The sequence below is a fragment of the Paenibacillus sp. V4I7 genome, from assembly GCF_030817275.1.
Lineage (GTDB): Bacteria > Bacillota > Bacilli > Paenibacillales > NBRC-103111 > Paenibacillus_E.
This window is the reverse complement of sequence record NZ_JAUSZD010000002.1, coordinates 623,058-645,802: the sequence shown is the minus strand read 5'-3', so window position 1 is coordinate 645,802 and position 22,745 is coordinate 623,058. Positions and strand designations below refer to the sequence as shown.

Genomic DNA, 22,745 nt, shown 5'->3' with positions numbered 1-22,745 from the left:
TTCTGACAAGCCACGTTACTTACTTCTACTTTTCATTATCTATGTAAAATAGAATTAAGCACTTCCTGTACTTCCTCTAATTCGCCTTCAGGTACGACGATTTCGAACTGATTTTTGGATAAAGAGATACCCCGAACTTGTACGAGAAATCCTTCTTCCGTCAGCCTCTGTTTAATCCGCTCTGCAATCTTCGCGGTAGGAGCTATGTATATCACCGTCCACATGAAAAAAAAACCTCCTATGACGTGCAACTACATGGATTAGGGCAAGTTAGCAACGATGATAATTAACATCCTACATAAGCATAGGCACACACAATGGAATAATGATATCATAATTTCTCTTTTTCCCGCAACAGAGCACGTTCATGAAAAAAAGTGAAGTCTGAACTATTTGAGCTAGTCCAGACGTAATTTACTGCTATAATCAGGCGCATGCTCATTCTGATGAGCGATTCTGGCTGAAGCGGCTGCCGCCAAACCACAGATCAAATCATCCAGAAAAACATGTACAGAACTTCGATCATCATTCAATGTTCGAATAATACCCATTTTTTCCTTATCTAAATAGCCAAAGCTAGTCAAGCCAATCATACCATATACATGAACAATGCCTAGGGCCAGAGTTTCATCGACGCCGAACAGGGGTTCATCCGCTTCAAGAATCGATTGCAACGGTTCGGGCAGTAGTTTTTTCTCAGCCAATTCATCAAGAGCAATGCCCGTATACAGCGTATACTGCACTTCCCGCTTGGCGAGAACAGCCAGCACACTCTCGATACACTCTTCTTGCGATAGTTGATCATTATAGGGCCTCTGCAGCTTGAACACAATTTCAGAGATTTGCTCTACCGTTACACCGCGTTTTTGCAGTAACTGGATCATATGTTGTTCAGTCATAAGTCTCCTCCTACGCATGTATTAAGCCCCTGAAATGCCGGGTTCCTATTCATATGCGAAGGATGCACTCTTTATTTCACTCTGACCGAATCTTTACCCATGATGGTCTCAATCATACGGAACAAATCCTTCGAAGGATCGACCAAATATTGGTCGCTCAGGGCCAAGAGCTTGTTGCTGCTTTCGTAGAAAAGCGCAACCGCGAGCCCACCCTTGTGCAGCTTCAGCAGCGCTTTCAGCTGCAGCAGCTTATCCGGCTGCTCGCAGTCAGCCGAGATCTTGACGAACACCCGCTGCGCCTTCGGCTCCGCAGCGTTCGTGCGCGCCGGCTGCGCCGCAGCGCGGGACTCCTGGCGGCCCGCCGCAGGGGCCGCCTGTGTGACAGCGGCGGGGCTGCGTGCGCCGCCTGAGATGGCAGCCGTGCGCGCTGACGGATCGCTGACTACGTCAGCTGATCGCCTATGCGCCCCTGGCTGCCGGCGGAGCCGCTGGACGCCCGCAGGGTCGTCCAGCGCGACAAGCTGCTCCGCGAGCAGCTTGGGCGGGTCCTCGTCCTGAAGCTGCAGCTTCGCCCGGACGAGGACGAGTCTGCCCTTCTGCACGAGCGGAGCCGCATTCTTCCAGGTCTCGGGGAACAACACCACCTCTATCCTTTCGATACGATCCTCCAGCTCCATGAACGCCATAGGCTGCCCCTTCTTCGTGACGATCGTCTTATTCGCGAGGATCATCCCCGCTACAAGAACCTCGCTGTTATCAGGCAGCTCGCCTAGCTGATGAAGCATAACCGCTTCGATCTCCCCAAGCTGCTCCGCATAGGCATCAAGCGGATGTCCGGATATATACATGCCGAGAAGTTCCTTCTCGAGCTCCAACTGTTTGCTCTGCGGCATCGGAGGTATGTTCGGAACTTCCACCTCCCAATTCGGTTCTTCAACGAAGCCGAAGAGGTGAAGCTGCAGATCATCCCGTTCCTTGCGCCATTTGGTTGCGGAGGCGATGGTTTCATCGAGAATAGCCATCAGCTGGGCGCGATGCCCGCCTAGCGTGTCAAAGGCTCCACCTTGAATGAGCGATTCAATTACTCGCTTATTACATACGCGTAAATCAACACGTCTGCAGAAATCAAGCAAGCTCTCGAACTGTGACTGTTTCCGTTCATTAAGAATAGCATCGATGGCTTGAGTGCCTACATTTTTGATCGCAGCAAGTCCGAAGCGGATCGCCCCGGCCGCAGGATCCGGTGTAAATACGGTTCCGCTGCCATTGACATCAGGCGGCAGCACAGCCAATTTCACCCGTCGGCATTCATCCACATATTCGGCTACCTTCCGATGATTCCCCATGACAGCCGTTAACATAGAAGCCATAAAATAGATCGGATAGTGCGCTTTTAAATAAGCTGTTTGAAATGCCAGCACCCCATATGCCGTTGCATGCGCACGCGGGAAACCATAATCAGCAAAACGCACGATCATATCATAGACATGATTAGCCTCATCGGCGTTAAAACCTTGACGCAAGCTGCCCGAAACGAAATGTGCCCGTTCTTCATCCAGCACTTCCCGCTTCTTCTTTGACACTGCTCGTCTTAACAAATCTGCTTCGCCTAAGCTAAAACCGGCCATTGATGAGGCAATTTGCATAATTTGCTCTTGGTAGACGATAATGCCGTACGTATCCCGAAGGATAGGTTCTAACGTAGGATGCGGGTAAACAACCTCCATCTGTCCGTGCTTCCCAAAAATGTACTTAGGTATAAACTCCATCGGACCTGGACGGTACAAGGCCACAACGGAAATAATATCTTCAAACACTGAGGGCTTCAAGTCCTTCAACACCTTGCGTACCCCAGATGACTCTAATTGGAAGACACCCGTCGTTTCTCCCTTACTAAGCATACCGTAGGTTACAGCATCCTCATCCATATCCAGCACATCAAAGTTGAGTCGAACATCTTCCATCTGTGCAATCCAATCAACCGTTCGTTCTATAATAGACAGCGTCCGCAAGCCGAGAAAGTCCATCTTTAACAGTCCGATGGCTTCCAAATGCTCCATCGTATACTGGGTAAGAGCTGTCTGTGCCGTCCCTTCTTGGAGAGGGACATACTGCGTTAACGGTTCTCTGGAAATGACAACCCCTGCAGCATGCGTTGAAGCATGGCGCGGCATTCCTTCAACACGCATCGCCATTTCAAGCAACTCTGCTGTCTTGGGCTGTCTGGCGACCAGCCCCTTTAAATCAGAACTAACCTGCAGCGCTTCCGATAAGGTCATTCCTAGTTGATTCGGAATTGCCTTAGCCGCACGGTCAACATCCCCATAGGGTACATTTAACACACGCCCGACGTCCCTTACCGCAGCTTTAGCCGCCATCGTTCCGAAGGTAATAATTTGCGCGACATGCTCGTGCCCATATTTGGCAACCACGTAGTCAATCACTTCATCCCGGCGTTCATCGCTAAAATCGATATCAATATCCGGCATTGTAATCCGCTCTGGGTTAAGAAAACGTTCAAACAGCAGCTTATATTTAAGTGGATCCACATTCGTAATGCGCAGTACATACGCAACTAGACTTCCGGCAGAAGATCCCCTGCCCGGCCCTGTCATGATACTCTTTTCGTGCGCAAAACGAATAAAATCCCATACGATCAAGAAGTAATCGGAGAAACCCATTTTCTCAATAACGCCTAACTCATACGTAAGACGTTCTTCTGCTTGTTTCCGCAGCGGTGAATCCGCTGTATGCCACTCTGATTTAGCAGAATAACGCTGTTCCAGCCCCTGCACACAGAGCTTTTGCAAATATTCACCTGCTGTAAGGTGATCTGGAATCGGACGAAAGCTAGGCAAAATCGATTTACCGAACGTAAGTTCGAGTTCACAGCGTGAAGCTACAACACTCGTATTCGTAAGCGCTTCGGGGACATGGACGAATAAACGTTTCATCTCCTCTTCGCTTTTCAAATACATCTGACTTGTCCCCATCTTAAGCCGATCTGTATCCTCCACTGTTTTGCCTGTTCCAATACAGATGAGAATGTCCTGCATCACATGATCCGGTTCAGTCACATAATGCACATCATTCGTGGCAATTAGCGGGATTCCGGTTTCTTTACTCAGCTCGATCATTGAGATCATCACTTTTTTCTGTTCAATCATCCCATGATCTTGAATTTCCAGAAAGAAGTCATCGCCGAAAATGTCACGATAACGCTCCGCCGCTTTTTTGGCTTCGTCGTGACGATTGTGAAGCAAATGCTGGGAAACCTCGCTGCCTAAGCAGGAGCTTAGACAAATAAGTCCCTCTGAATGCTTGGCTAAATGTTCCAAATCGATGCGCGGTTTATAGTGAAAGCCCTGTAAGTGCCCGATTGAGCAGAGCTTCATTAAATTTTGATAGCCTTGAAAATTTTTGGCGAGCAGAATGAGGTGATAGATCGGCTGTTCCTGTCTAGTTCCTTTATCGCGAATAGATCCCGCTGTGAAATAGACTTCACAACCAATAATTGGTTTAATGCCTCGCTGTTTGCAGGCTTTGTAGAAGGCAATGGCGCCATACATGACACCGTGATCCGTCAATGCCAGAGAGGTCATGCCAAGATCAGCCGCTCGGGAAACAAGCTCCTCCATACGTGCTGCACCGTCTAATAAACTGTATTCACTATGAACATGCAAGTGTACAAACGAACTCATCAGCATGTCCTCCCTTCTTTCATTTTATTCCTTGTATTTTATCATATTGGTGCTAGGCATTCCCATACATTAAGTATAGAGAGTTTGTCCTCTTTAACTTAGCCGGAAAGGAAGCGATAAGGACATGTATGTCTTTTGGGCAAATATTATCGTGTATTTCTGTATTGCATTCGGGGTCGTATTTGGAGGCAGCATGTTAAGTGGAATAGCAGCCGTGCTCACGCTTCAATCACCGACGGAAAAAATGCTGACCATTGCAGAAAACATTAAAATCTGGGCCATGGTAGCTGCTGTTGGCGGCACGATTGATCCTATACGCTATATTGAAAGCCATGTAGCTATAGGGCATTTGAATCCCGCTATTAAGCAAATCGTTCTGATTATTGTTGCCTTTATTGGCGCGCAGATGGGCACTTCACTCATTCAAATGATCTGTAAAGGGGGCAATCAGCCTTGAGGATCCCTCCTTTTGCCCGATATCAACGTCTGCTTTCGAGCTTAGGACTGATGCTTTCGGGAGCTATCATAGGGAGCGCAATCTATATGAGCATTCATCAGTATAACTACACGCAACTATATGTGGAGATGCATAAATATTTGCAAGAAAATCGTGATTTGCGTGCCGATATTGACAGCTTAAACAAGACAAAAAATAAGCAATCCTTAATTAATGTCGTCAACGTACACTTGGTTCAGAAAAATCAGGAAGAACTCATTAGTGAAGATATTCAGAAAGAAATTGAGAGCGATATTAAAAGCGAGCTCAAGCTCGTTATTGGCCAAAAGGCCGCGTTCGTGCGGGACTCACAGCCCCTTTATGAAAGAATTATTACCCAGCGGACCTATATATTGCATGATAAAAAATACGTCGTTGAGGTCAAATCCATCATATTGATTCAAACCGAGCTGACTGTCTGGATTACGGCCCAAGAGAAACGAACATAACCGCCTTGAGGACTTTTTAGGTGATAGAGGTAATAGAATATTGCAATCTTTCATTAAAATCGCTAAAGTAAACAGTAAACTCGCCTAAAGGACGGATTAACCAGATGTTCGCCATTCAAATCGCTTTATTCTCCCTTATTTGCATACTGCTGGCGCTATCCTTGTATTTCAGCTTCCGGTCTCGACGTGAAACGGATGCGGCCAGACGCGGTTTATTCTCGGCCCGCATGAATATTTGTATGGGTTTGATGCTCGTTCTGATTGCCATCACCCAACTCTTCTTCTTTAGTGAATCCAGCTTTCGCCGTATCTTTGGCACCGTGCTGGTCTTGCTAGGTCTGTTCAACTTATTCGCCGGCATTCGCAATCACGGGCACTTCGATCGCATGCTGCGTTAAATGACTTGAGCGGTTAGCATCGCTTTGGAAACCAAAGTCCCAGCGTGATAAATTTCTACATCTATTTTGCCAAACTTACGGCTCACCTCAATGATGGTGGGCCGTATTTCTATTTTGGAGTCAATTTGCAGCGGTTTTAAGAAATAGGTCGACATATTGTCCATGACAAGATCCCCCTTCTTATGTTCTTGCACGATGCGATAGGCTGCTTGGGTCATCAATGTTGTAAGAACACCTTCCGATACCGTACCCAAATGATTCGTCATCTGTGGGGTGATAACGCCATGAAACTGCAGTGTCCCCTTCTCGTCCCTAACTTCTTCCAGTCCAGACCAGATTAAATCCTCGAACGTTTCACCATTCTGCGGCTGCTTCTGAATATACTGCATGGCTTTCAGCACATCGCTGCGATTAAGCACGCCAAGTATTTTGCGGTTTGTATCCACGACTGGCAGCAGTTCAATGCCTTCCCACACCATCATGTGAGCCGCTGATGCTACCGAAGTTTGTGGCGTTACAGTAAGCGGACTGCGCGTCATAAGCTTATCTACCGTTTGTAGAGAATTAGCACCCACCATATCCTTCGAGGTCACAACACCGATAATTCGGTTCCACTCGTCTACGACAGGAAAACGGCTGTACCCTGTATCCTCAGACATGCGCTGCCAATCCTTCAGTGTACTATTTGCCTTAAGGGCATATAGGGAAGCACCTGATGCCAGGATGTCCTCCACAAGCATTATCTTCTTCTTGATCAAACGATCGTATATGGCTCTATTAATCATGGAGGCAACTGTAAATGTATCGTAGCTGCTCGAAATAATGGGTAGTTCCAGTTCATCTGCAAGGACTTTCACCTCTGTACTGGTGTTAAATCCCCCCGTGATGAGCACACCTGCGCTTTGTTCCAAAGCACAGATATGGGCACGGTTGCGGTTACCAACGATAAGAAGGCTGCCTGCCTCAATGTAGCGCATCATGGCATCTTGTTCCATCGCGCCGATAACGAACTTGTGCAGCGTCTTATGGAGTCCCTTTGAGCCACCGAGCACTTGCCCATCGACCATGTTTACGACTTCAGCAAAAGTGAGCTTATCAATGTTCTGCCGCAGTTTTTTCTCGACTCTAACAGTTCCGATTCGCTCTTTGGTCGAGACCAGACCTTGATTCTCGGCCTCCTTAATAGCTCGGTAAGCCGTTCCTTCACTGACTTCCATGTTCTTGGCAATTTTGCGAACGGAGATCCGGCTGCCCAGCTTTAAGCTTTCAATATAGCGTAAAATTTGTTCATGCTTCGTTAACGTATCCACGGATTGTGTATCCAACTGTTACACCTCATTCGCTTCTTCCTGTATTACTCTGTACTACTAGTATAATCGTTACAGAGCGCAAGAACAATGAGATCAGCTTTTCCTAAATAAAAAATCCAACCCTATTGGATTGGATGCTTTATTTGTATTATAGCAAACATACGTTCGTTGTCAAAATGGAAATCTCTTCTTCGCTACTTCTTGAACTGCAGAAGTTTCCGACGACCTTGAACAAGCTGCTCCAACTGCCATTTCTTCATCCGATTGATGCGGTTTAGCTCTTTGCGCTTCTCTTCATCCACACCAAGTATTTGATGCAAATGAGAGGCTGTCACAAGCAGGGCCATCACGACCCAGATGACACTAAATACCATAGGCAGCGACCCTACGTCTCGAAACTCCAATTGGGGAACGGAGTAAAATAGCATGCCTAATGCTAAGCTCATGTAGACGACATTTTTAAAGCCTTTCAAAATGACCACTCCTTTCGCTTTAGATAAAAAAGAACCTATCTCATCCTATTTTCATTGTATGAGACAAGTTCTTTTTATATGTTCAAAGCGAAAGATTAAGGCTTACTCAACCTCGAAACCCTGGGAGCTTAGGAAGGGTTTCATGTGCTCTCTCGGCCGCTGCGCTTTGGCGGCCATATCCTTGGACCAGGTCGTATCGACCTTGCCATCGGTACGAACCTTCATATAGTCGCGGATGCTCTCGTCGTAGACGTCGACCGCTCTTTCGTTATCCGTATACCGATCCTCATGGTATACGGCTTCTCGCGGGAGCCGCGGCCTCAGCAGCGGCTCTTGGTCCGGCATACCGATGCACATGCCGAAGACCGGGTATACCAGCTGCGGCAAGCCTAGCAGCTGGGACACCTCAGCGGGCTTATTGCGCAGCCCGCCAATATACACCACGCCGAGTCCAAGTGACTCGGCGGCAATGGCTGCATTTTGCGCAGCTAATGCAGCGTCTACCGTGGCAACGATGAAATTCTCAGCGTTGCCAGTAACCGGGGTGTCCCCATGACGGTGGACAGCCTGCGCGTATCGATGCAAATCCGCGCACCACACTAGGAACAGCGGACACTCGCTGACATAAGCTTGATTGCCGGCTAGCGCGGCAAGCTGGTTCTTCAGCCCGTCATCCGTAACGTGGATAACGCTATAGGCTTGCATATTGCTGGATGTAGATGCCGCTTGAGCGGCTGTCAGAATAGCGTCCAGCTGTTCCGAGCTTACTGGCTCATTCGTAAACTTACGAATGGAGCGATGATTTTGCAATAAAGAAATGATTTCGTTCATCCATCAACAACCTTTCTTCTATATGTAGCATATATTTAGAAAGTCTCCACCGATATGGTCGACAAACTGTCATGAGCTGAGCAACCTCGACTTCATTAAACCAGACTGTCCAACAATCCGTCTCTGCAATTATCCGATACCCGAGAGGAATTTTCAAACACATAACGTAAACAAACAAACAAAAAAAGACCCACCATCTGGGTCTTTTTCCCTTCATATTGACAACACTTTTCTTACTTTTCTATATAGCAGCGTGAGTACCCACGGTATCGCAACAATCAGCACAAAAACGATCCCATTATACACGTTAAAAAGTAAAATCGAGCCAGGCATAGTTACTTTGTATTTCCATAGGGATAACAACGCTGGATGCATCAGGTAGACACCAAATGATACCGAACCTAGCGAGACGAAGAAGCTTGCCACTCTGGTTGATTTTTGGAGAAGCCATTTCGCGATCCAGATAAAGCTTACACCGATGCTAATGCTATAGAGCAGCCATAAAATTTCGTACCACGTATTTTCAAACTTATATCCTTTTAATCCCAATTGGTAAAGCATCACATAGGCCAAACCACTGAGGCATGCAGCTGGCAGCACCCAGCCTTTGTTCCGCTCCATCCAAGAACGAAAGGCACCGTAGTTCATGCCAATTGCACCGCCCACGAGGAAATACCCGAAGTACGTGATGCAAAGCTCTGGTTTATGACTAATCGTACCGAACCAGTGGCTGTAAATGTAAACGCCTGCTTGAATGGCTAGTCCCCAAAGCGCCAGCGTTCGGCGAAACCATGGCGCATTTCTAACAGCCCAAACTAGCAGCGGAAACAGCAGGTAAAACTGTACAATAATAATCATGAAATACAAATGATAGCCGGAATCAGCCCATTTTAACTGTTCCAGAAAAACACGTAGATCAATTTTAATCGGGTGCCCCGGCGTCCAAAGCCAAGGATTATATATATAGTAGAAGAAGGACCAAACGATATAAGGAACTAACACTTGGCGGACACGTTTCCAGTAGAAAATGCCAGCCTGTTTCGCGCTCCACTTATCCGTATAAATGTAGAACAATACAATGCCACTCAAAAAAATAAAAACCGGAACTGCGAAATAGCTTATTTTGTTAAAAAATAAAATGATTAGTTCGGTGCTGCTCCCCTTCAAAGCCGGATCCACTGTCCAGTCAGCAGTAACATGAATCAGAACGACTGCAAGGATGGCGAAGGCTCTAACGATATCGAGCTCCGTGATTTTTGCTTTTGCCATAACGGTTTCAAGTCCTCTTTTCCTAATAAATACCCTTTTACTATAGACAGTTTCGAGTTATTTCGCAACAGCGAGCCTAGCATAAAGGTATCCTTCTCTTAGATTGTTTACTAAAAAAAGAGTGCAGCCCAAGAGTAGACTTCTAGACGAATAGACCGCTAGACTTCTCTACGAGGGATACACTCTTTTTTATTTCAACATTGCTTCTAACGGCTCAGCAATAATCCGCTGCACATCTTCCAGTACGATAGACAGTCGGCGCTCTGCGTCGAATAATTGGTTAATACGTGGATTGAGAGCAAGCTCCTCATAGAGTTTCTGCAATTGTTCCATATCTTCTTGCGGCGGCATGTCGCCCCCAGCCATTTTCTGCTGCAGCTCATTTTGACGATTGCGGAAATCTTCCAACAAGCTCTTACTGGATGCATCGCCGTTAATGATGGAGCGGAACTCCTTCATATCCTTGTATTCACGGCTCTCCTTAATTGCTTTTGCCAATTCATAAGCCTTATCATGTACATTCATTTTATTTCCTCCTCATTTTTCATTTGTTACGGCCTAAGTACTTTCTCAACGAATAAAAGGGCACTTTCGGACAGATGCCTAGGCACCAAGGGAAATATGTCCTCATATGATGGAGTAGTTTACTTTGCTTAAGCAGCAATGCCATTTTTGATGCTGGAAGGAGTGTTCGCTATTGACCCGGACGAAAGTTGGAATATCCATTCAAGGCACCAGCATCTATTTGGATGATCGGACCGTTGTTCTAAGTGAAGCCATTGCAAAAAAATGGAAAGTTCCGTCCAATCAAACGATTACTATGCGATTTGGCTCTGCCAAGCAGGATGTCAAAATTGTCACTGCCTCAACGACCAACAGTTTACGTGTAAACCCTGCTCTCGCTTCCAAAATTGGTCTTCATCATGGGGCTCAACTCAATCTCCATTATAGGCAAAACACAAGCACCTTGTCGATCGGACCCTTGATTGGCGTAATGATTAGCCGGGTTTATGCTAGCTCAAATGATCGTCCATTCGGTGCTATCACCGCTTTTTGTAAAGAAATGACGGACGCATGTGACCTTTTTGGGGCTATTGTGTGCTTTTTTCCGCCTGATGAAATGCGTGCCAATGCCCAAACTCTAACCGCGTATTCGTATTCCAATGGTTCCTGGAGCAAAAAAACGTTTCCGATTCCCAATGTTATCTATAATCGACTTACCTCGCGCAAATATGAAAACATGACCAATGTTCAACAATTCATGAAAGACGTCAAAGCTCGCCATGCCACTGACATCTTTAATGAGAAATATTTGAACAAAACGGAAGTATTCGAGGCCTTGCGCAAAGATAACACCCTCCATGGATATTTACCCGAATCCTATCTCTTCAAAAACTATCAGATGTTGAAATCCATGGCCGCACGCCATCCGGTCTTATTCCTTAAACCGATTACCGGAAGTTTAGGTAAAGGAATCATTCGCATTCGCAAGGAAGCAGGAGATGGCTTTACCTGTCACTTCACGAACCTCGCTGGGGCTCGCAAACAATCTTTCTCCTCGCTAACCGCTGTGTTTCAGGCCTTATCCGGCAAGCTCAAAACACAACGTTATCAGCTACAACAAGGACTCGATCTCATCACTTCCGACGGTAATCCTGTTGATTTCCGAGCTCTTGTACAGAGGGGAGCCCTAGGGCAATGGGCCATAACGTCGATTGTTGGCCGAATTGCAGGAACGCAGCATTTTGTCTCTAACCTGGCTCGTGGCGGCAGTCTTACGACCGTGCCTGGAGCACTTGCTAAGTCATCGTTTTCGTCAGCTACACGTGTCTCAGTCTTGGGACGATTGCGCAAGGCTTCCCTAGACATCGCCAAAGGGATTGAAACACAAATTCCCAATCATTTTGGTGAGCTAGGAATCGACCTTGCTGTAGATAAAACGGGGAAAGTTTGGTTGCTCGAAGTGAACTCCAAGCCGTCCAAGGATGATAATACCCCTCTTAACAATGAACGGAAAATTAGGCCGTCTGTTAAACAAATCGTGCAGTATGCGCGTTTTTTAGCGAAGTTCTGAGGTGAAAACATGCGGTTAAGCTCAACTCGTCCCTTGTTAGGGATCATGGTGACGGAACAGAATCGAAAGCTGCCTTTTGCAAGTTCAGACTTTTATGAGCATCTCACTTCTTATGGTGATAGCGAGGGTCTCGACGTGTTCGTTTTCTCACCGAATCGTATCGATTGGAAGCAAGAAATGGTGAGAGGTTACACCTACCTGAGGGAAACACAAGAGTGGATCATGAAACTCTTCCCTCTACCTTCTCTTATCTATGATCGATGCTTCTTTAGCAGCAAAAACAGCTATAGGCAGTACCGTTACCATGTTGGCAAGCTGCGTGCGAAACCCCATATTCGTTTTCTCGGTTATGGTTTGAGCGGAAAGTGGGAAGTGGGTCAGATCCTACAGAAAGACAACGCATTGCAGCTCTACTTACCTCAAACGAGCATGCTGTCAAGTGGCACCCAGCTAAGAAAATGGCTTCGTACAAGGAGCGACGTTTTCCTCAAACCACAGGGTGGCAGCCAAGGCAGAGGTGCATTGCACATTCACAAAATAAGCACAATGGACGATAACAGCTCTTTTTATATAAAAGGGCGCGATGCCCATAATCACCCCATAGAGCGTGATTTTAAAGACTTTGATTCGTGCTGGTTTTGGCTTCGCAACCTAATTGGTATGCGACCCTATCTGATACAAGAATACCTAACTCTCCATTCAACAGAGGGAATGGCTTACGATGTACGTTCCCTTGTGCAAAAAAACGGCCGTGGGCAATGGGAAAGTACCGGCATGGCCGTACGTATTGGCAAACCTGGAAGCATCACCTCCAATCTACATGGCGGAGGCACAGCTGAAGATGTGACCTCGTTCCTTACCAAGGAGTTCGGTGTCTCGAAGGCACATGAGCTTATTGCCACACTCGATATGCTTTCAAGCCGAATTCCCCCTTTTCTGGAAGCTCATCATGGGCGACTGGCTGAGCTTGGTATTGATCTAGGGATTGATATCTGTGGTCGCGTGTGGATTCTTGAAGTGAACTCGAAGCCGGGCAGGACGATTTTCAAACGAATGCGTAACGAGAAAGCAAGCAAGAAATCCATTGCAAACCCTATACATTATGCTGGATTCTTACTCCACAAAAAGCTGAGTTGAGTTTGGCTTTGCTGGTATGTGCCAAAGTAGGCAGAGGTCATATCTGCCTGTTTTGACACGGAAAGCCCCGTAGGGCAACAAGTTTAGGAGGGTAACCTAATGAGTTTGACAACGTGTATGCTCCACGCCGTACAACGAACAGATAGATCGGTCTACTTAACAAGTGAACTCGTCAAAGCTTTACGGTTAACCGGCAATAAATCGATAACTGTAAAGGTTGGCAGTAAAAAAGCGACCCTACCGATCCGTCTGATCAAAAAAAGTGGTCAGCATATGTACATTCCGCTTTCCCTGATGGCCTCCTTACGCATTCCTCGAACAGGAAGTGTGTTCGTAGCCAGTAACAATAATAAAGAACTTCGCATCGGTCCAGTCATTGGTATCTTAACCAACGTAATGAGCGGTACATCACCATTCGGTTCAAAAACAGGATTCATTCGCCAAGTCATGAGTACAGCCTCATCGAAGTCCTTCGCTTTCGCTTTCAGCCCCAGCAGCGTAAACTGGACTCAAGAAACCGTTACAGGCATTATTCCGAAAGAAGGCGGAGGTTGGATACGCAAAACATTCCCATTGCCCGATGTTGTCTATAATCGGCTGTCTAGCCGCAAAGCGGAGAAATCAGCAGGGATGGAGGGCTTTAAGGACCGATTTGTTCGAAGAGGGATTCCCCTCTTTAATTGGAGCTTCTTTGATAAATGGGACGTTTACAAGATGTTAGATGGCGATGATGCTTTCCGCTTCGTCCCAGAATCCCGGATCAATCCTTCTGCGGATCAAATTAAGGAAATGCTGGATAAACACAAGTTCATTTACTTGAAACCAACGGCTGGATCTTTAGGCATAGGTATTTTCCGTGTGACTTATAACCCTAAGCGAGGTTACTTCGTTCGCTATCGCAAAGCTGGTAAAAATGTTCTCATTCGTTATGGAAAATTCGATGGTTTGATGCAAATGCTTGGAACTGGACGTGGTCGGCTAACGAACTACGTGGCACAGCAAGGGATCCGTCTCATTGAAATCGATAGCTGTCCGATAGATTTCCGCTTCCATTTGACGAAGAACGGCAATAACAATTGGGTGGTAGCAGCGATCGGGGCGAAGAAATCAGGCAAAGGCAGTGTTACCACCCATATCCGCAATGGCGGTCAATTGATGACGCCCGAACAGGTACTGCGTCAAATCTACGGCACTCGGGCGGAGCAAGTGCTTACCAATGCCAAAGAAACGGCTATTAAGCTCGCCGAGGGCATCGAGAATAACTATAACCATTTGCTTGGAGAGCTCGGATTCGATATCGGGATTGATCAAAGTGAGAAAATCTGGATGTTCGAAGCCAATGCCAAACCGGGGAGATCCATTTTCAAGCATCCCTCTTTGAAAGAAGGGGACGTCGCTACCTTACAAAATATTTACGAGCACTGCCTCTTTTTGAGCCGCTTCCGCTCAAGGAGGGAAAACTAATGGGATTCTTCCTGCATGAGATAAGACAAAAGCCTACTCTTGCCATTCTTACCATTAAGGATAGTAAGCGTGTATTTCGCGGCAATTTGGACAATTTCCGGGATTTAATTCAAACTGGTGAACGACTTGGTGTTGATGTATACATTGTGACTACGAAGGACTTCACCTTATCCAGCCCCGAAATATATGGCTATCGCTTTAATGACGAAACCAGAAAATGGAGCAGGGAACTCGTTCCCGCTCCACAAGTCGTATACAATCGTATTCCCTATCGCAAGATGGAAATGAAGCCTGAGGTCCAGCAAACCATTCAAGCATGCAATCGCAGCTCCAGCATCCATTTATTCAATCCTTCCTTCTTCAACAAATGGACCTTGTTCGGATGGTTAAATAGTGCCAAAGAAAGCAAACCTTATATGCCCGATACGCAGCAATTGAACTCGGCTAATGATCTGACTCAGCTACTGCGTAAGCATGCCGTTCTCTACTTAAAACCGGTAAAAGGTAAAGCAGGGAGAGGTATTATGCGCATTGATCGATTAACTGCTGCTAAGGGCCGCAGTAATTACCGGCTGAGCCGTCAAGATGATAAGAAGATGGCTTATAGTTACCACAACTCCACGGATGAGCTCTGGAATGAATGGAATAAACACCGTGGTAACCATGACTACATTGTGCAGCAAGGTATCGCATTAACAAGATACAAAGATCGTGCTTACGATTTACGCGCATTGATCCAGAAGACGTCCAAAGGTGCCTGGAGTGTGTCTGGTATTGGAGCCCGTGTAGCAGGTAGAGCCAGCATCACGACACATGTACCTCGCGGCGGGTCAATCGACGAGCCACGCAAACTGCTTACGAGTGTATTTGGTGCCACGGAAGCCAAAAATATTTTGACGCGAGTTCGCAAAGCCGCTGTTACACTCGCTGCGCAAATTGAAAGGTCATCCGGCAATCAACTTGGCGAAATGTCTATGGATATTGGTGTCGATACCGCAGGACATATCTGGTTCTTCGAAGCTAATTCGAAACCAATGAAATTCGATGAACCCAAAATTCGTCAAAAATCACTTGAACGCATTATCCGTTACAGCCTTTACTTGATCAATCATGGGAGAAGAAGGTGATTATGCTTGTCTTCGAAACGACTGGGCGTACTCGCTATTTATTTAAGTAAAACACGGCTCGAAGAGCTATCTTACTTTCAGCGGCTAAGTAGGGAAGGAAAGAAACTTGGTGTTCAAGTTGAGGTATTTACCCCGGATGACGTGGAAGGTGACAACGCTGTTCGTACGCTGACGTATGATTTCGGTCTGGGGAAATGGATTCGCAGGCGTACTTCTTTTCCCCCTATTATTTATGATCGCTGCCGGTATAAAGCGGCGGCAAATTATCAGATGCTCAAAGCATTTCGTAATCGGCATGCCAAGCTTACCTATTTAAGTAAACCTTTAGCTAACAAATGGTCGATGCATCAAACCCTATCAGAGAATGAGAGCATCCGCCCCTATTTACCTGCTACTGTCCGATATAGCTCCGTGCAGGAGCTGCTGAAGTTTCTAAAGAAGCATAAGCTAATCTATGTAAAACCGAAGAATGGCACGGGTGGAAGAGGCATATTACGAATTGAACAGCTCGGTTCTGATCTTTATTTATTACAAGGAAGGAATCAGCAGCGAATCATCATCGCTCCATTCCGCGCTACGGAAAAACAGCTTGCGATCAAACTGCATACCCTGAAATTGAGCCCCGATTATGTGGTTCAGCAAGGAATCCAGCTAACACTGAGGGATGGCCGTGTGCATGATTATCGTTTGCTAATTCAGAAAAATGGCCGTGGCGAGTGGGAAGTGACCGGTTGTGCGGGCCGTATTGGTCCTCATCGCAGCATCACTTCGAATCTTCATGGCGGCGGAAGTGCAGTAACCCAGGATAAATTGTTAGCCTACCGTTTTTCTTCGGAAGAAAAAATAGATGCAATTAAGAAAGAGATGAACAGCTTTGCGCGTAAGCTCGCTGACTATTTGGAAAGTAAATTCGGTAAGTTGTGCGAGTTAGGTATGGATATTGCCGTAGATCCCAAAGGAAATGTTTGGCTGCTTGAGGTCAATCCTAAGCCATCACGAGAAGTATTTCGCAAAATTGGTCAACATTCGATCTATCAGAAGGCGGTTACAAGGCCACTTGAATATGCTGTCTGGATGATGAAACAAAAGAACGTAAAAATAGAAGAACAAAAATCGGAAGAAAAAAAGGCCGAATCATAATGCAAGCAATCGGAAGCGTCAGCTAAAGACTAGCAGCTTCCGGCCTACATATGCTGAAGATGCCCCAAAGTTTGAACAAAAATTTGTTCAATATGGTCATCGTCTAGCGAATAAAAGACCGTTTTCCCCACTTTACGTCTTTTCACAATGTGCAAATCCCGCAAGTAGCGAAGCTGATGTGAAACAGCCGACTGCCCCATCGCAAGAAGCGTTGCAAGATCATGCACGCATAGCTCCCTTTGCTGCAGGTAATAGATCATTTTAACCCTTGTCGGATCTCCTAACGCTTTGAATACCTCCGCAATCCCTACCGCTTGCTCCTCCGTTATTTGAGGTTCCTGCCTAAGCTGTACCGAGCCAACACCTGTACAAGTACATGTGTCCTCACCTTCACTTGCTTCTATCCATATTTTTTCCAAGATCATCCCTCCTTAGCGATTTACTTTAGCTATACTTTTAATTCCGGATGGGCGTTAGTCGAGTTTTCGATTTGAATAGTAGCATGAGTGATTTGAAATCGTTCCTCTATTTGATGAATAGCTTTCTGGAGGACTACCTGACTATCATGATCATCCGCAATAAGTAAATGGCAGCTCAGAGAATCAAGACCTGAAGTAATCGTCCAAATATGTAAATCATGTACATTAATAACACCATCAATGCTCTCCAGCACCCGTTTGACATCCACATATGATACAGTGGTCGGAGTTCCCTCCATCAATATATGAATCGTCGATTTCAGGACGGTCCAAGCACCCTTAAGAATAAGTAGAGACACAATGATACTAATGATTGGATCAGCCGCATACCAACCGAAGATCAGCATAGCTCCACCGGCTATAATAGCTCCCACAGAACCTAAAGCATCACCTAGAACATGCAGGTAAGCGCTGCGCAGATTGAGATTGCCATGCACATCCCCTTTACGCATAAGTGCCCAAGCACTAAGTAAATTCGCCATTAATCCGACGCATGCAATGAGCATCATTGAACCACTGGCAACAGTAGGAGGATCCATAAATCGCCCAATTGCTTCCCAGATAATGAGCCCTGCTATTAGAAATAGTGTGACAGCGTTGAATAGAGCCGCTAAGATTTCAATTCTATGAAAGCCATAGGATTTATGAGCTGATGATGGCTTGGCTGCGAACCAAAGGGCGGTGAGACTTAATAGAAGAGAGCCCGCATCACTTAACATATGGCCTGAATCCGAAAGCAGCGCCAAACTATTGGTCCATAAACCGCCTGCAAACTCTAAAATCATGATACTCGCTGTTATACATAGCGCAATAAGGAGTCCCTGTTTATTTCCGCTGTGCCCATGGTGGTGATGACCATGATGATGTCCATGGTGAGCGTGATCGTGTCCTTGATGACCATCATGACCGCTGCAATTAGAGTGATCTTTGTGTTGATGTGATTGTACGTCAGACTCATAATGCTGCATGGAATTCCCTCCCTGTCTCTCAACCCTTTAGAATGGAATGATGCTATTGGATTTATTCATGGCATCACAATATATGAGCATTTACTCATATATCCATAATAGTAAGTTAAACAGGCTAATGTCAATATCGTTTCTTCAAAAAAAAAGATCGATTCATTTGCTCAATATTACGTGAGCTTGAATCGATCTAACAAATCTAACTGCTATGTCCCTGTTGCGGCTTTGTTCGCTCCAGCCTCTATCCCATCCGGGTCAAACGTGATCGTCGCACTAAACAGCGTATTGGATACCCCGAAATCTCCTGTTATCGCACCGCCGCTGCCGGCATACGATTTGGATGCACTTGTCGGAGCAATTACGCAAGTATCGCCGTTTACCAGACTTCCTTCATTCCTAATAACGTTGAATACTCCTATAAAAGAAGGCATTTCTGATCAGCACCCTTTATCTATCAAAGTTCTACAGTGTATGCCCATCTAGCCCTATTTGCGACAGCCTACTCTTAATTACAAATATTCAAGCAGTTCGGCGAAGCTGCGGATTCGTATATGCGCACCCTCTAGCTCTCCTGGCTCTCGAAAACCTGCATAATCGCAAGCGACTACGGTAAGGTTATTCTGAAGTCCTGCCTCCACATCGGAGGAGCGATCGCCAACCATCCAAGCTGATTGGATATGATGTGTTTCCAGCAGTATTTTTACTAAGTCTACTTTGGATCTCGTTCGATATTGCCCTGCACTGTACAATCCTTCGAATAAATGCGCAATACCTCTGGCTTCAATAACATGCCGCACATAATCTTCGAGTCCATTGCTTGCGACAAATAAACGAATTCCTTTATTATGTAAAGCCTGTAACGTCTCAGCTACTCCTTTATAAAATTCGCCTTGCCCCTGCTGCAGTCCCTCCACTTGATACTTGATCAGCAGTTTATCAGCTTCCTGACGAGTTCTCATCTGTGCATCCGGTAATACCCGCTCCCAAATGTGCTCAAGAAGCATGCCTAGCGCCCCCAGTATTCGCTCCTCTGGTGGAGTCTCACCGACAAATAGACCTTTAGCTCTAAGCTCATCAAACGTCTTATGGTAAGCAGGCAGAAGTAAGGTCTCCGTCTGAAATAATGTTCCGTCCAAGTCAAATAGCATCGCTTCAGGTTGTTTTCTCTGATTACTCATTATCAAGCTCCTTCTATGCTCAGTATCGAAAAATAATGTAATGATCTTAGATAAGAATGGCAAACATACCCATGTAAGTCAATATTCATATTTAGGAAAAAGCCTGTTGCCGATAAGAAAAAATTCAGTTATGATTGAAATGAGAGTAATTTGTTTTTAAAATGATATTTTTATGCAAAATACCATCATAATTAATCAAAATAGGTATCATATCTTGCAAACATCCTATTCGATAACTTATCTTTTGAAAGTGAGGAAGACGATCATGAATCTTCATATTTTTCAAAATCAACAAGAGCTGAATGAAGCAGGGGCTGGTATTATTACCTCGCTTGTCCAAATGCAGCCTAAAGCGGTATTGGGTCTAGCCACTGGTGGAACACCTGTAGGTATTTATGTGGAGCTTGTTAAGGCTTACAATAAAGGACGTGTTAGCTTTAAATCTGTCACTACCTTTAATTTAGATGAATATGTCGGCTTACCCGTAGATCACCCAGAGAGCTATCACGCATATATGCAGCAGCATTTGTTTGCACATATTGACTTACCTGCTGCTGCAGCCCATATCCCCAACGGAAATTCAGCAGATCTAGATGCGGAATGTGAGCGTTACAACCAACTTTTGGAAGAAGCGAAACAAATCGATTTGCAAATTCTCGGCCTAGGACATAACGGGCATATTGGTTTTAATGAACCCGATCATTCCTTGATCAGCGGTACACACCGTGTAGAATTAAAAGCGGAGACTCGCGAAGCGAATGCACGTTACTTTAACTCCATCGATGAAGTACCGACTCATGCTTTAACCATGGGTGTAGGCACCATTTTGAAAGCCAAAACGATCCTGCTGATCGTTCGCGGAGCGGATAAAGCCGAGATCGTACATCGCGCACTTACAGGTCCGATTACAACGAAAATTCCGGCAACCCTTTTGCAAACTCACCCACACCTTGTCGTTCTTCTTGATGCTGAGGCGGGGAGGCTTTTTGAATGAGTGAACTTGTAATTTCGGGGGCTAAGATCGTTACGGAGCAGGGAATCATCGAGCGAGGCATCCTTCATTTGAAGGATGGCTTTATTGCTTTTGTCGGCGATAGGTCCCAGTGGGATCCTTCAGCTGCAGGTTCTGCCGCTAGATCAGTCAATGCTCATGGAAGCTGGTTGTTACCAGGATTCATCGATGTTCACGTTCATGGTGGTTACGGCGCTGATTTCATGGATGCGAATCCAGAGACACTTGACATTATCACTCGGTTTCATGCCTTACACGGCACCACCGCCATGCTGGCTACGACGATGACAGCGACTCGAGATGCGATTGATCGGGTACTTGGCGAAGTAGACCGCTATAAGAGCCAAGAGATGCCATACGCTCAGCTGCTTGGCGTACATCTAGAGGGTCCTTTCATCTCACCCAAATGGGCAGGCGCGCAGGATCCGAACCTCATGGTACCGCCTCAGCTCTCATGGATTGAAGACTGGCACGAGCGCTTTCCGCAGCTCATGAAGCAGTTGACCTTGGCCCCCGAACGCGAGGGGGGCCTTGAGATGATCGCGTGGCTGCGCGATCATGGCATCGTTGCCGCCTGCGGCCACACCGATGCGACCTATGCCGACATTCAGTCGGCGGTTCGCGAGGGGCTTACGCATGCGGTGCACACCTACAACGCGATGAAGCCGCTGCATCATCGCGAACCTGGAACCGTCGGTGCGATACTCACCGACCAACGCATCAGCGGCGAAGTGATCGCTGATGGGCACCACGTGCACCCAGCAGCGATTCGCCTGCTGGCCATGGTGAAGCAGCCGCATGGCTTGCTGCTGATCACAGACGCCATGTCAGCCGCGGGACTCGGCGACGGGCAGTACGACCTTGGCGGGCAAGCCGTGACCGTACAGTCGGGCGTAGCCCGGCTGACGGAAGGCGGCGCGCTCGCCGGCAGTACGCTGACGATGATCGAGGCGCTCCGGTTTATGGTGCGCGAGGTCGGTGTCAGCGTTGAAGACGCGAGCCGCTTCGCAAGCGGCAACCCTGCGAGGCTTCTGCGCCTCGAGGCGTCGCACGGCTCGATTGCGCAGGGCAAGCAGGCTGACTTGCTGCTCGTCAGCCCTGAATTAGAGATCGAACATGTATGGGTTCGCGGCAAAGAAATGACAGATTAAGTTGGCTTGACGCACATATTCGTTGATACTAGCCCCGACTTCGTTAATCGCGAAGCCGTGGCTTTTTGCATTTCGCTATTTTGAAGCTCTTGTAAATTTGCAGGAAAGTACCAACTTTTGTCGAAAACCCCTAACATCATGCTTGAGTATACACAAGAAAGGGTTTGACGCCTGATATGATTTATTTGATAAAAATTGCTTACACCCTATTATTCCCTCCTGGAATTATCATACTTCTTCTCGTGGCTATAGCTTTATGGCTGAAACAAAAAAAGGAGTACCTCGGTACACTTCTTGTGGGTCTTGCCGCACTTCTTCTAGGCGTATCCTCCATGCCTTATTTCGGCAATACATTACTGAATTCCATTGAAAGAAGGTATACACCACCTGTTCAAGTGTCCGGCGACGTGCTAGTTCTACTAACAGGAGGTGCAACCTTGGATAATCCAGACCCTCTCACCAAAGGGGAAGGATATCTGACAGGGAACACGGCCGCGCGTGTATTAACGGTTGCTGAACTATATCGAAGCACAAAGCTGCCCATCCTCTTGTCTGGCGGTCAAGTGTTTCGTGACTCGGGCAATGAATCTCAGATTGCCAAACGGCACCTTCTCGCGCTTGGTGTTCCCGAATCATCCATTTCCATGGACGATAAGAGTCGCAATACCGAGGAAAATGCCTTGAATACACAAGCTATTCTCACAGAAAAAGGCTGGAAAGCGCCAATTCTCATCACATCTGCCTTCCACATGGCCCGATCCGTTAAGCAATTCCAAAAACTCAAAATTGACGTAGTCCCCTACCCTACCGACTATATTTCCCAACAGAAGCAATACCTCAGTATCAGTAAATTCATTCCATCTTCCAGTGGTTTATCCACCACAACAATTGCGCTGAAGGAATTCTTAGGCTTGTTTGCAGCAAGGAACAATTAGACGGATAGCCACTTATTACGCTCGTACATGCTATACTCTTCCCCACTCAATCTTGTGCCTTTACCCCTACTGTCCTTTCCGGATGAGGATGAATTGCAGAATTGGCAAATAGGCTCGGAAACCGCGCTTTCCACTAGTGGTGCTTGAGATAAGCGCGGTTTCCGAGCCTAAAGTAAGTGAGAGCAGCGATGAAGTTAGGGGATGTCGGCTGAGAAATCGTTTTTGGTACTTACAGATGAGGACGAAACGTAGAGTTG

Annotated in this window: 23 protein-coding genes; 11 read left to right on the top strand and 12 right to left on the bottom strand. The window is 46.5% G+C overall.

The annotated features are described in order from the left end of the window. Positions 1-35 precede the first annotated feature (35 nt). From QFZ80_RS04085 to QFZ80_RS04075, 3 genes are all read right to left on the bottom strand, one after another. On the bottom strand, positions 36-224 hold the full coding sequence (locus QFZ80_RS04085) for a hypothetical protein (protein WP_028554922.1): 189 nt from the start codon (positions 222-224) through the stop codon (positions 36-38). 174 nt (positions 225-398) lie between these two features. Further along, on the bottom strand, positions 399-899 hold the full coding sequence (locus tag QFZ80_RS04080) for a phosphatidylglycerophosphatase A family protein (protein WP_307548617.1): 501 nt from the start codon (positions 897-899) through the stop codon (positions 399-401). 71 nt (positions 900-970) lie between these two features. Further along, the gene (locus tag QFZ80_RS04075; protein WP_307548619.1) at positions 971-4,600 is read right to left on the bottom strand and encodes a DNA polymerase III subunit alpha; all 3,630 of its coding nucleotides are present in this window, start codon (positions 4,598-4,600) and stop codon (positions 971-973) included. A 124-nt stretch (positions 4,601-4,724) separates the two neighbouring features. On the opposite strand from QFZ80_RS04075, the gene QFZ80_RS04070 reads away from it, so the two are divergent. The 3 genes from QFZ80_RS04070 to QFZ80_RS04060 all read left to right on the top strand — a co-directional run bounded on the left by QFZ80_RS04070 (position 4,725) and on the right by QFZ80_RS04060 (position 5,943). Next, positions 4,725-5,057 carry a YtrH family sporulation protein gene (locus tag QFZ80_RS04070; RefSeq protein WP_171642929.1) on the top strand — a complete coding sequence of 111 codons (333 nt, stop codon included), beginning with the start codon at positions 4,725-4,727 and terminating at the stop codon, positions 5,055-5,057. Between the two features lie 86 nt (positions 5,058-5,143). Further along, on the top strand, positions 5,144-5,545 hold the full coding sequence (locus QFZ80_RS04065) for a sporulation membrane protein YtrI (protein ID WP_307548622.1): 402 nt from the start codon (positions 5,144-5,146) through the stop codon (positions 5,543-5,545). Positions 5,546-5,649: 104 nt separating this feature from the next. After that, on the top strand, positions 5,650-5,943 hold the full coding sequence (locus QFZ80_RS04060; RefSeq protein ID WP_307548624.1) for a YtpI family protein: 294 nt from the start codon (positions 5,650-5,652) through the stop codon (positions 5,941-5,943). On the opposite strand, the gene QFZ80_RS04055 is transcribed toward QFZ80_RS04060, so the two are convergent. The 5 genes from QFZ80_RS04055 to QFZ80_RS04035 form a co-directional block, all read right to left on the bottom strand. Beyond that, on the bottom strand, positions 5,940-7,268 hold the full coding sequence (locus QFZ80_RS04055; protein ID WP_307548626.1) for a DRTGG domain-containing protein: 1,329 nt from the start codon (positions 7,266-7,268) through the stop codon (positions 5,940-5,942). The genes QFZ80_RS04060 and QFZ80_RS04055 overlap by 4 nt on opposite strands. A gap of 179 nt (positions 7,269-7,447) precedes the next feature. Continuing rightward, the gene (locus QFZ80_RS04050; RefSeq protein WP_307548628.1) at positions 7,448-7,735 is read right to left on the bottom strand and encodes a hypothetical protein; all 288 of its coding nucleotides are present in this window, start codon (positions 7,733-7,735) and stop codon (positions 7,448-7,450) included. A gap of 93 nt (positions 7,736-7,828) precedes the next feature. Continuing rightward, positions 7,829-8,557: an oxygen-insensitive NADPH nitroreductase gene (gene nfsA, locus QFZ80_RS04045; protein ID WP_307548629.1), complete on the bottom strand. Its 729-nt coding sequence runs from the start codon at positions 8,555-8,557 to the stop codon at positions 7,829-7,831. 213 nt (positions 8,558-8,770) lie between these two features. Continuing rightward, positions 8,771-9,826, bottom strand: coding sequence for an acyltransferase (locus tag QFZ80_RS04040; RefSeq protein WP_307548631.1), 1,056 nt, complete (start codon positions 9,824-9,826; stop codon positions 8,771-8,773). Between the two features lie 189 nt (positions 9,827-10,015). Then, positions 10,016-10,351, bottom strand: a complete 336-nt coding sequence (locus QFZ80_RS04035) for a YlbF family regulator (protein WP_307548633.1) — start codon at positions 10,349-10,351, stop codon at positions 10,016-10,018. A 172-nt stretch (positions 10,352-10,523) separates the two neighbouring features. On the opposite strand from QFZ80_RS04035, the gene QFZ80_RS04030 reads away from it, so the two are divergent. The 5 genes from QFZ80_RS04030 (at position 10,524) to QFZ80_RS04010 (ending at position 16,768) form a co-directional block, all read left to right on the top strand. Beyond that, the gene (locus tag QFZ80_RS04030; RefSeq protein ID WP_307557398.1) at positions 10,524-11,900 is read left to right on the top strand and encodes a YheC/YheD family endospore coat-associated protein; all 1,377 of its coding nucleotides are present in this window, start codon (positions 10,524-10,526) and stop codon (positions 11,898-11,900) included. 9 nt (positions 11,901-11,909) lie between these two features. After that, complete coding sequence (locus tag QFZ80_RS04025) at positions 11,910-13,037, top strand: YheC/YheD family endospore coat-associated protein (protein ID WP_307548637.1); 1,128 nt, start codon at positions 11,910-11,912, stop codon at positions 13,035-13,037. Positions 13,038-13,136: 99 nt separating this feature from the next. Further along, the gene (locus QFZ80_RS04020) at positions 13,137-14,501 is read left to right on the top strand and encodes a YheC/YheD family endospore coat-associated protein (protein WP_307548639.1); all 1,365 of its coding nucleotides are present in this window, start codon (positions 13,137-13,139) and stop codon (positions 14,499-14,501) included. After that, positions 14,501-15,628 (top strand): YheC/YheD family endospore coat-associated protein, encoded by a 1,128-nt coding sequence (locus tag QFZ80_RS04015; protein WP_307548641.1) that lies wholly within the window; start codon positions 14,501-14,503, stop codon positions 15,626-15,628. The genes QFZ80_RS04020 and QFZ80_RS04015 overlap by 1 nt, the downstream gene beginning before the upstream one ends. A 6-nt stretch (positions 15,629-15,634) precedes the next feature. Further along, positions 15,635-16,768, top strand: coding sequence for a YheC/YheD family endospore coat-associated protein (locus QFZ80_RS04010; protein ID WP_307548643.1), 1,134 nt, complete (start codon positions 15,635-15,637; stop codon positions 16,766-16,768). A gap of 44 nt (positions 16,769-16,812) precedes the next feature. Here the strand turns inward: QFZ80_RS04010 and QFZ80_RS04005 are convergent, their stop codons facing one another. The 4 genes from QFZ80_RS04005 to QFZ80_RS03990 all read right to left on the bottom strand — a co-directional run bounded on the left by QFZ80_RS04005 (position 16,813) and on the right by QFZ80_RS03990 (position 19,390). Next, positions 16,813-17,193, bottom strand: coding sequence for an ArsR/SmtB family transcription factor (locus tag QFZ80_RS04005; RefSeq protein WP_373460007.1), 381 nt, complete (start codon positions 17,191-17,193; stop codon positions 16,813-16,815). Positions 17,194-17,216: 23 nt separating this feature from the next. Beyond that, complete coding sequence (locus QFZ80_RS04000; RefSeq protein WP_307557394.1) at positions 17,217-18,215, bottom strand: cation diffusion facilitator family transporter; 999 nt, start codon at positions 18,213-18,215, stop codon at positions 17,217-17,219. Between the two features lie 203 nt (positions 18,216-18,418). Further along, a complete protein-coding gene (locus tag QFZ80_RS03995; RefSeq protein WP_307548649.1) occupies positions 18,419-18,643 on the bottom strand; it encodes a spore germination protein in 225 nt (74 codons plus the stop codon). Between the two features lie 78 nt (positions 18,644-18,721). Beyond that, the gene (locus QFZ80_RS03990) at positions 18,722-19,390 is read right to left on the bottom strand and encodes an HAD family hydrolase (RefSeq protein ID WP_307557392.1); all 669 of its coding nucleotides are present in this window, start codon (positions 19,388-19,390) and stop codon (positions 18,722-18,724) included. Positions 19,391-19,655: 265 nt separating this feature from the next. Between QFZ80_RS03990 and nagB the strand changes: the two genes are divergently transcribed. The 3 genes from nagB (at position 19,656) to QFZ80_RS03975 (ending at position 22,488) form a co-directional block, all read left to right on the top strand. Next, positions 19,656-20,384: a glucosamine-6-phosphate deaminase gene (gene nagB / locus QFZ80_RS03985; protein ID WP_307557390.1), complete on the top strand. Its 729-nt coding sequence runs from the start codon at positions 19,656-19,658 to the stop codon at positions 20,382-20,384. After that, positions 20,381-21,553: an N-acetylglucosamine-6-phosphate deacetylase gene (nagA, locus tag QFZ80_RS03980; protein WP_307557388.1), complete on the top strand. Its 1,173-nt coding sequence runs from the start codon at positions 20,381-20,383 to the stop codon at positions 21,551-21,553. The genes nagB and nagA overlap by 4 nt, the downstream gene beginning before the upstream one ends. Positions 21,554-21,729: 176 nt before the next feature. Continuing rightward, positions 21,730-22,488 (top strand): YdcF family protein, encoded by a 759-nt coding sequence (locus QFZ80_RS03975; RefSeq protein WP_307548658.1) that lies wholly within the window; start codon positions 21,730-21,732, stop codon positions 22,486-22,488. Positions 22,489-22,745 lie beyond the last annotated feature (257 nt).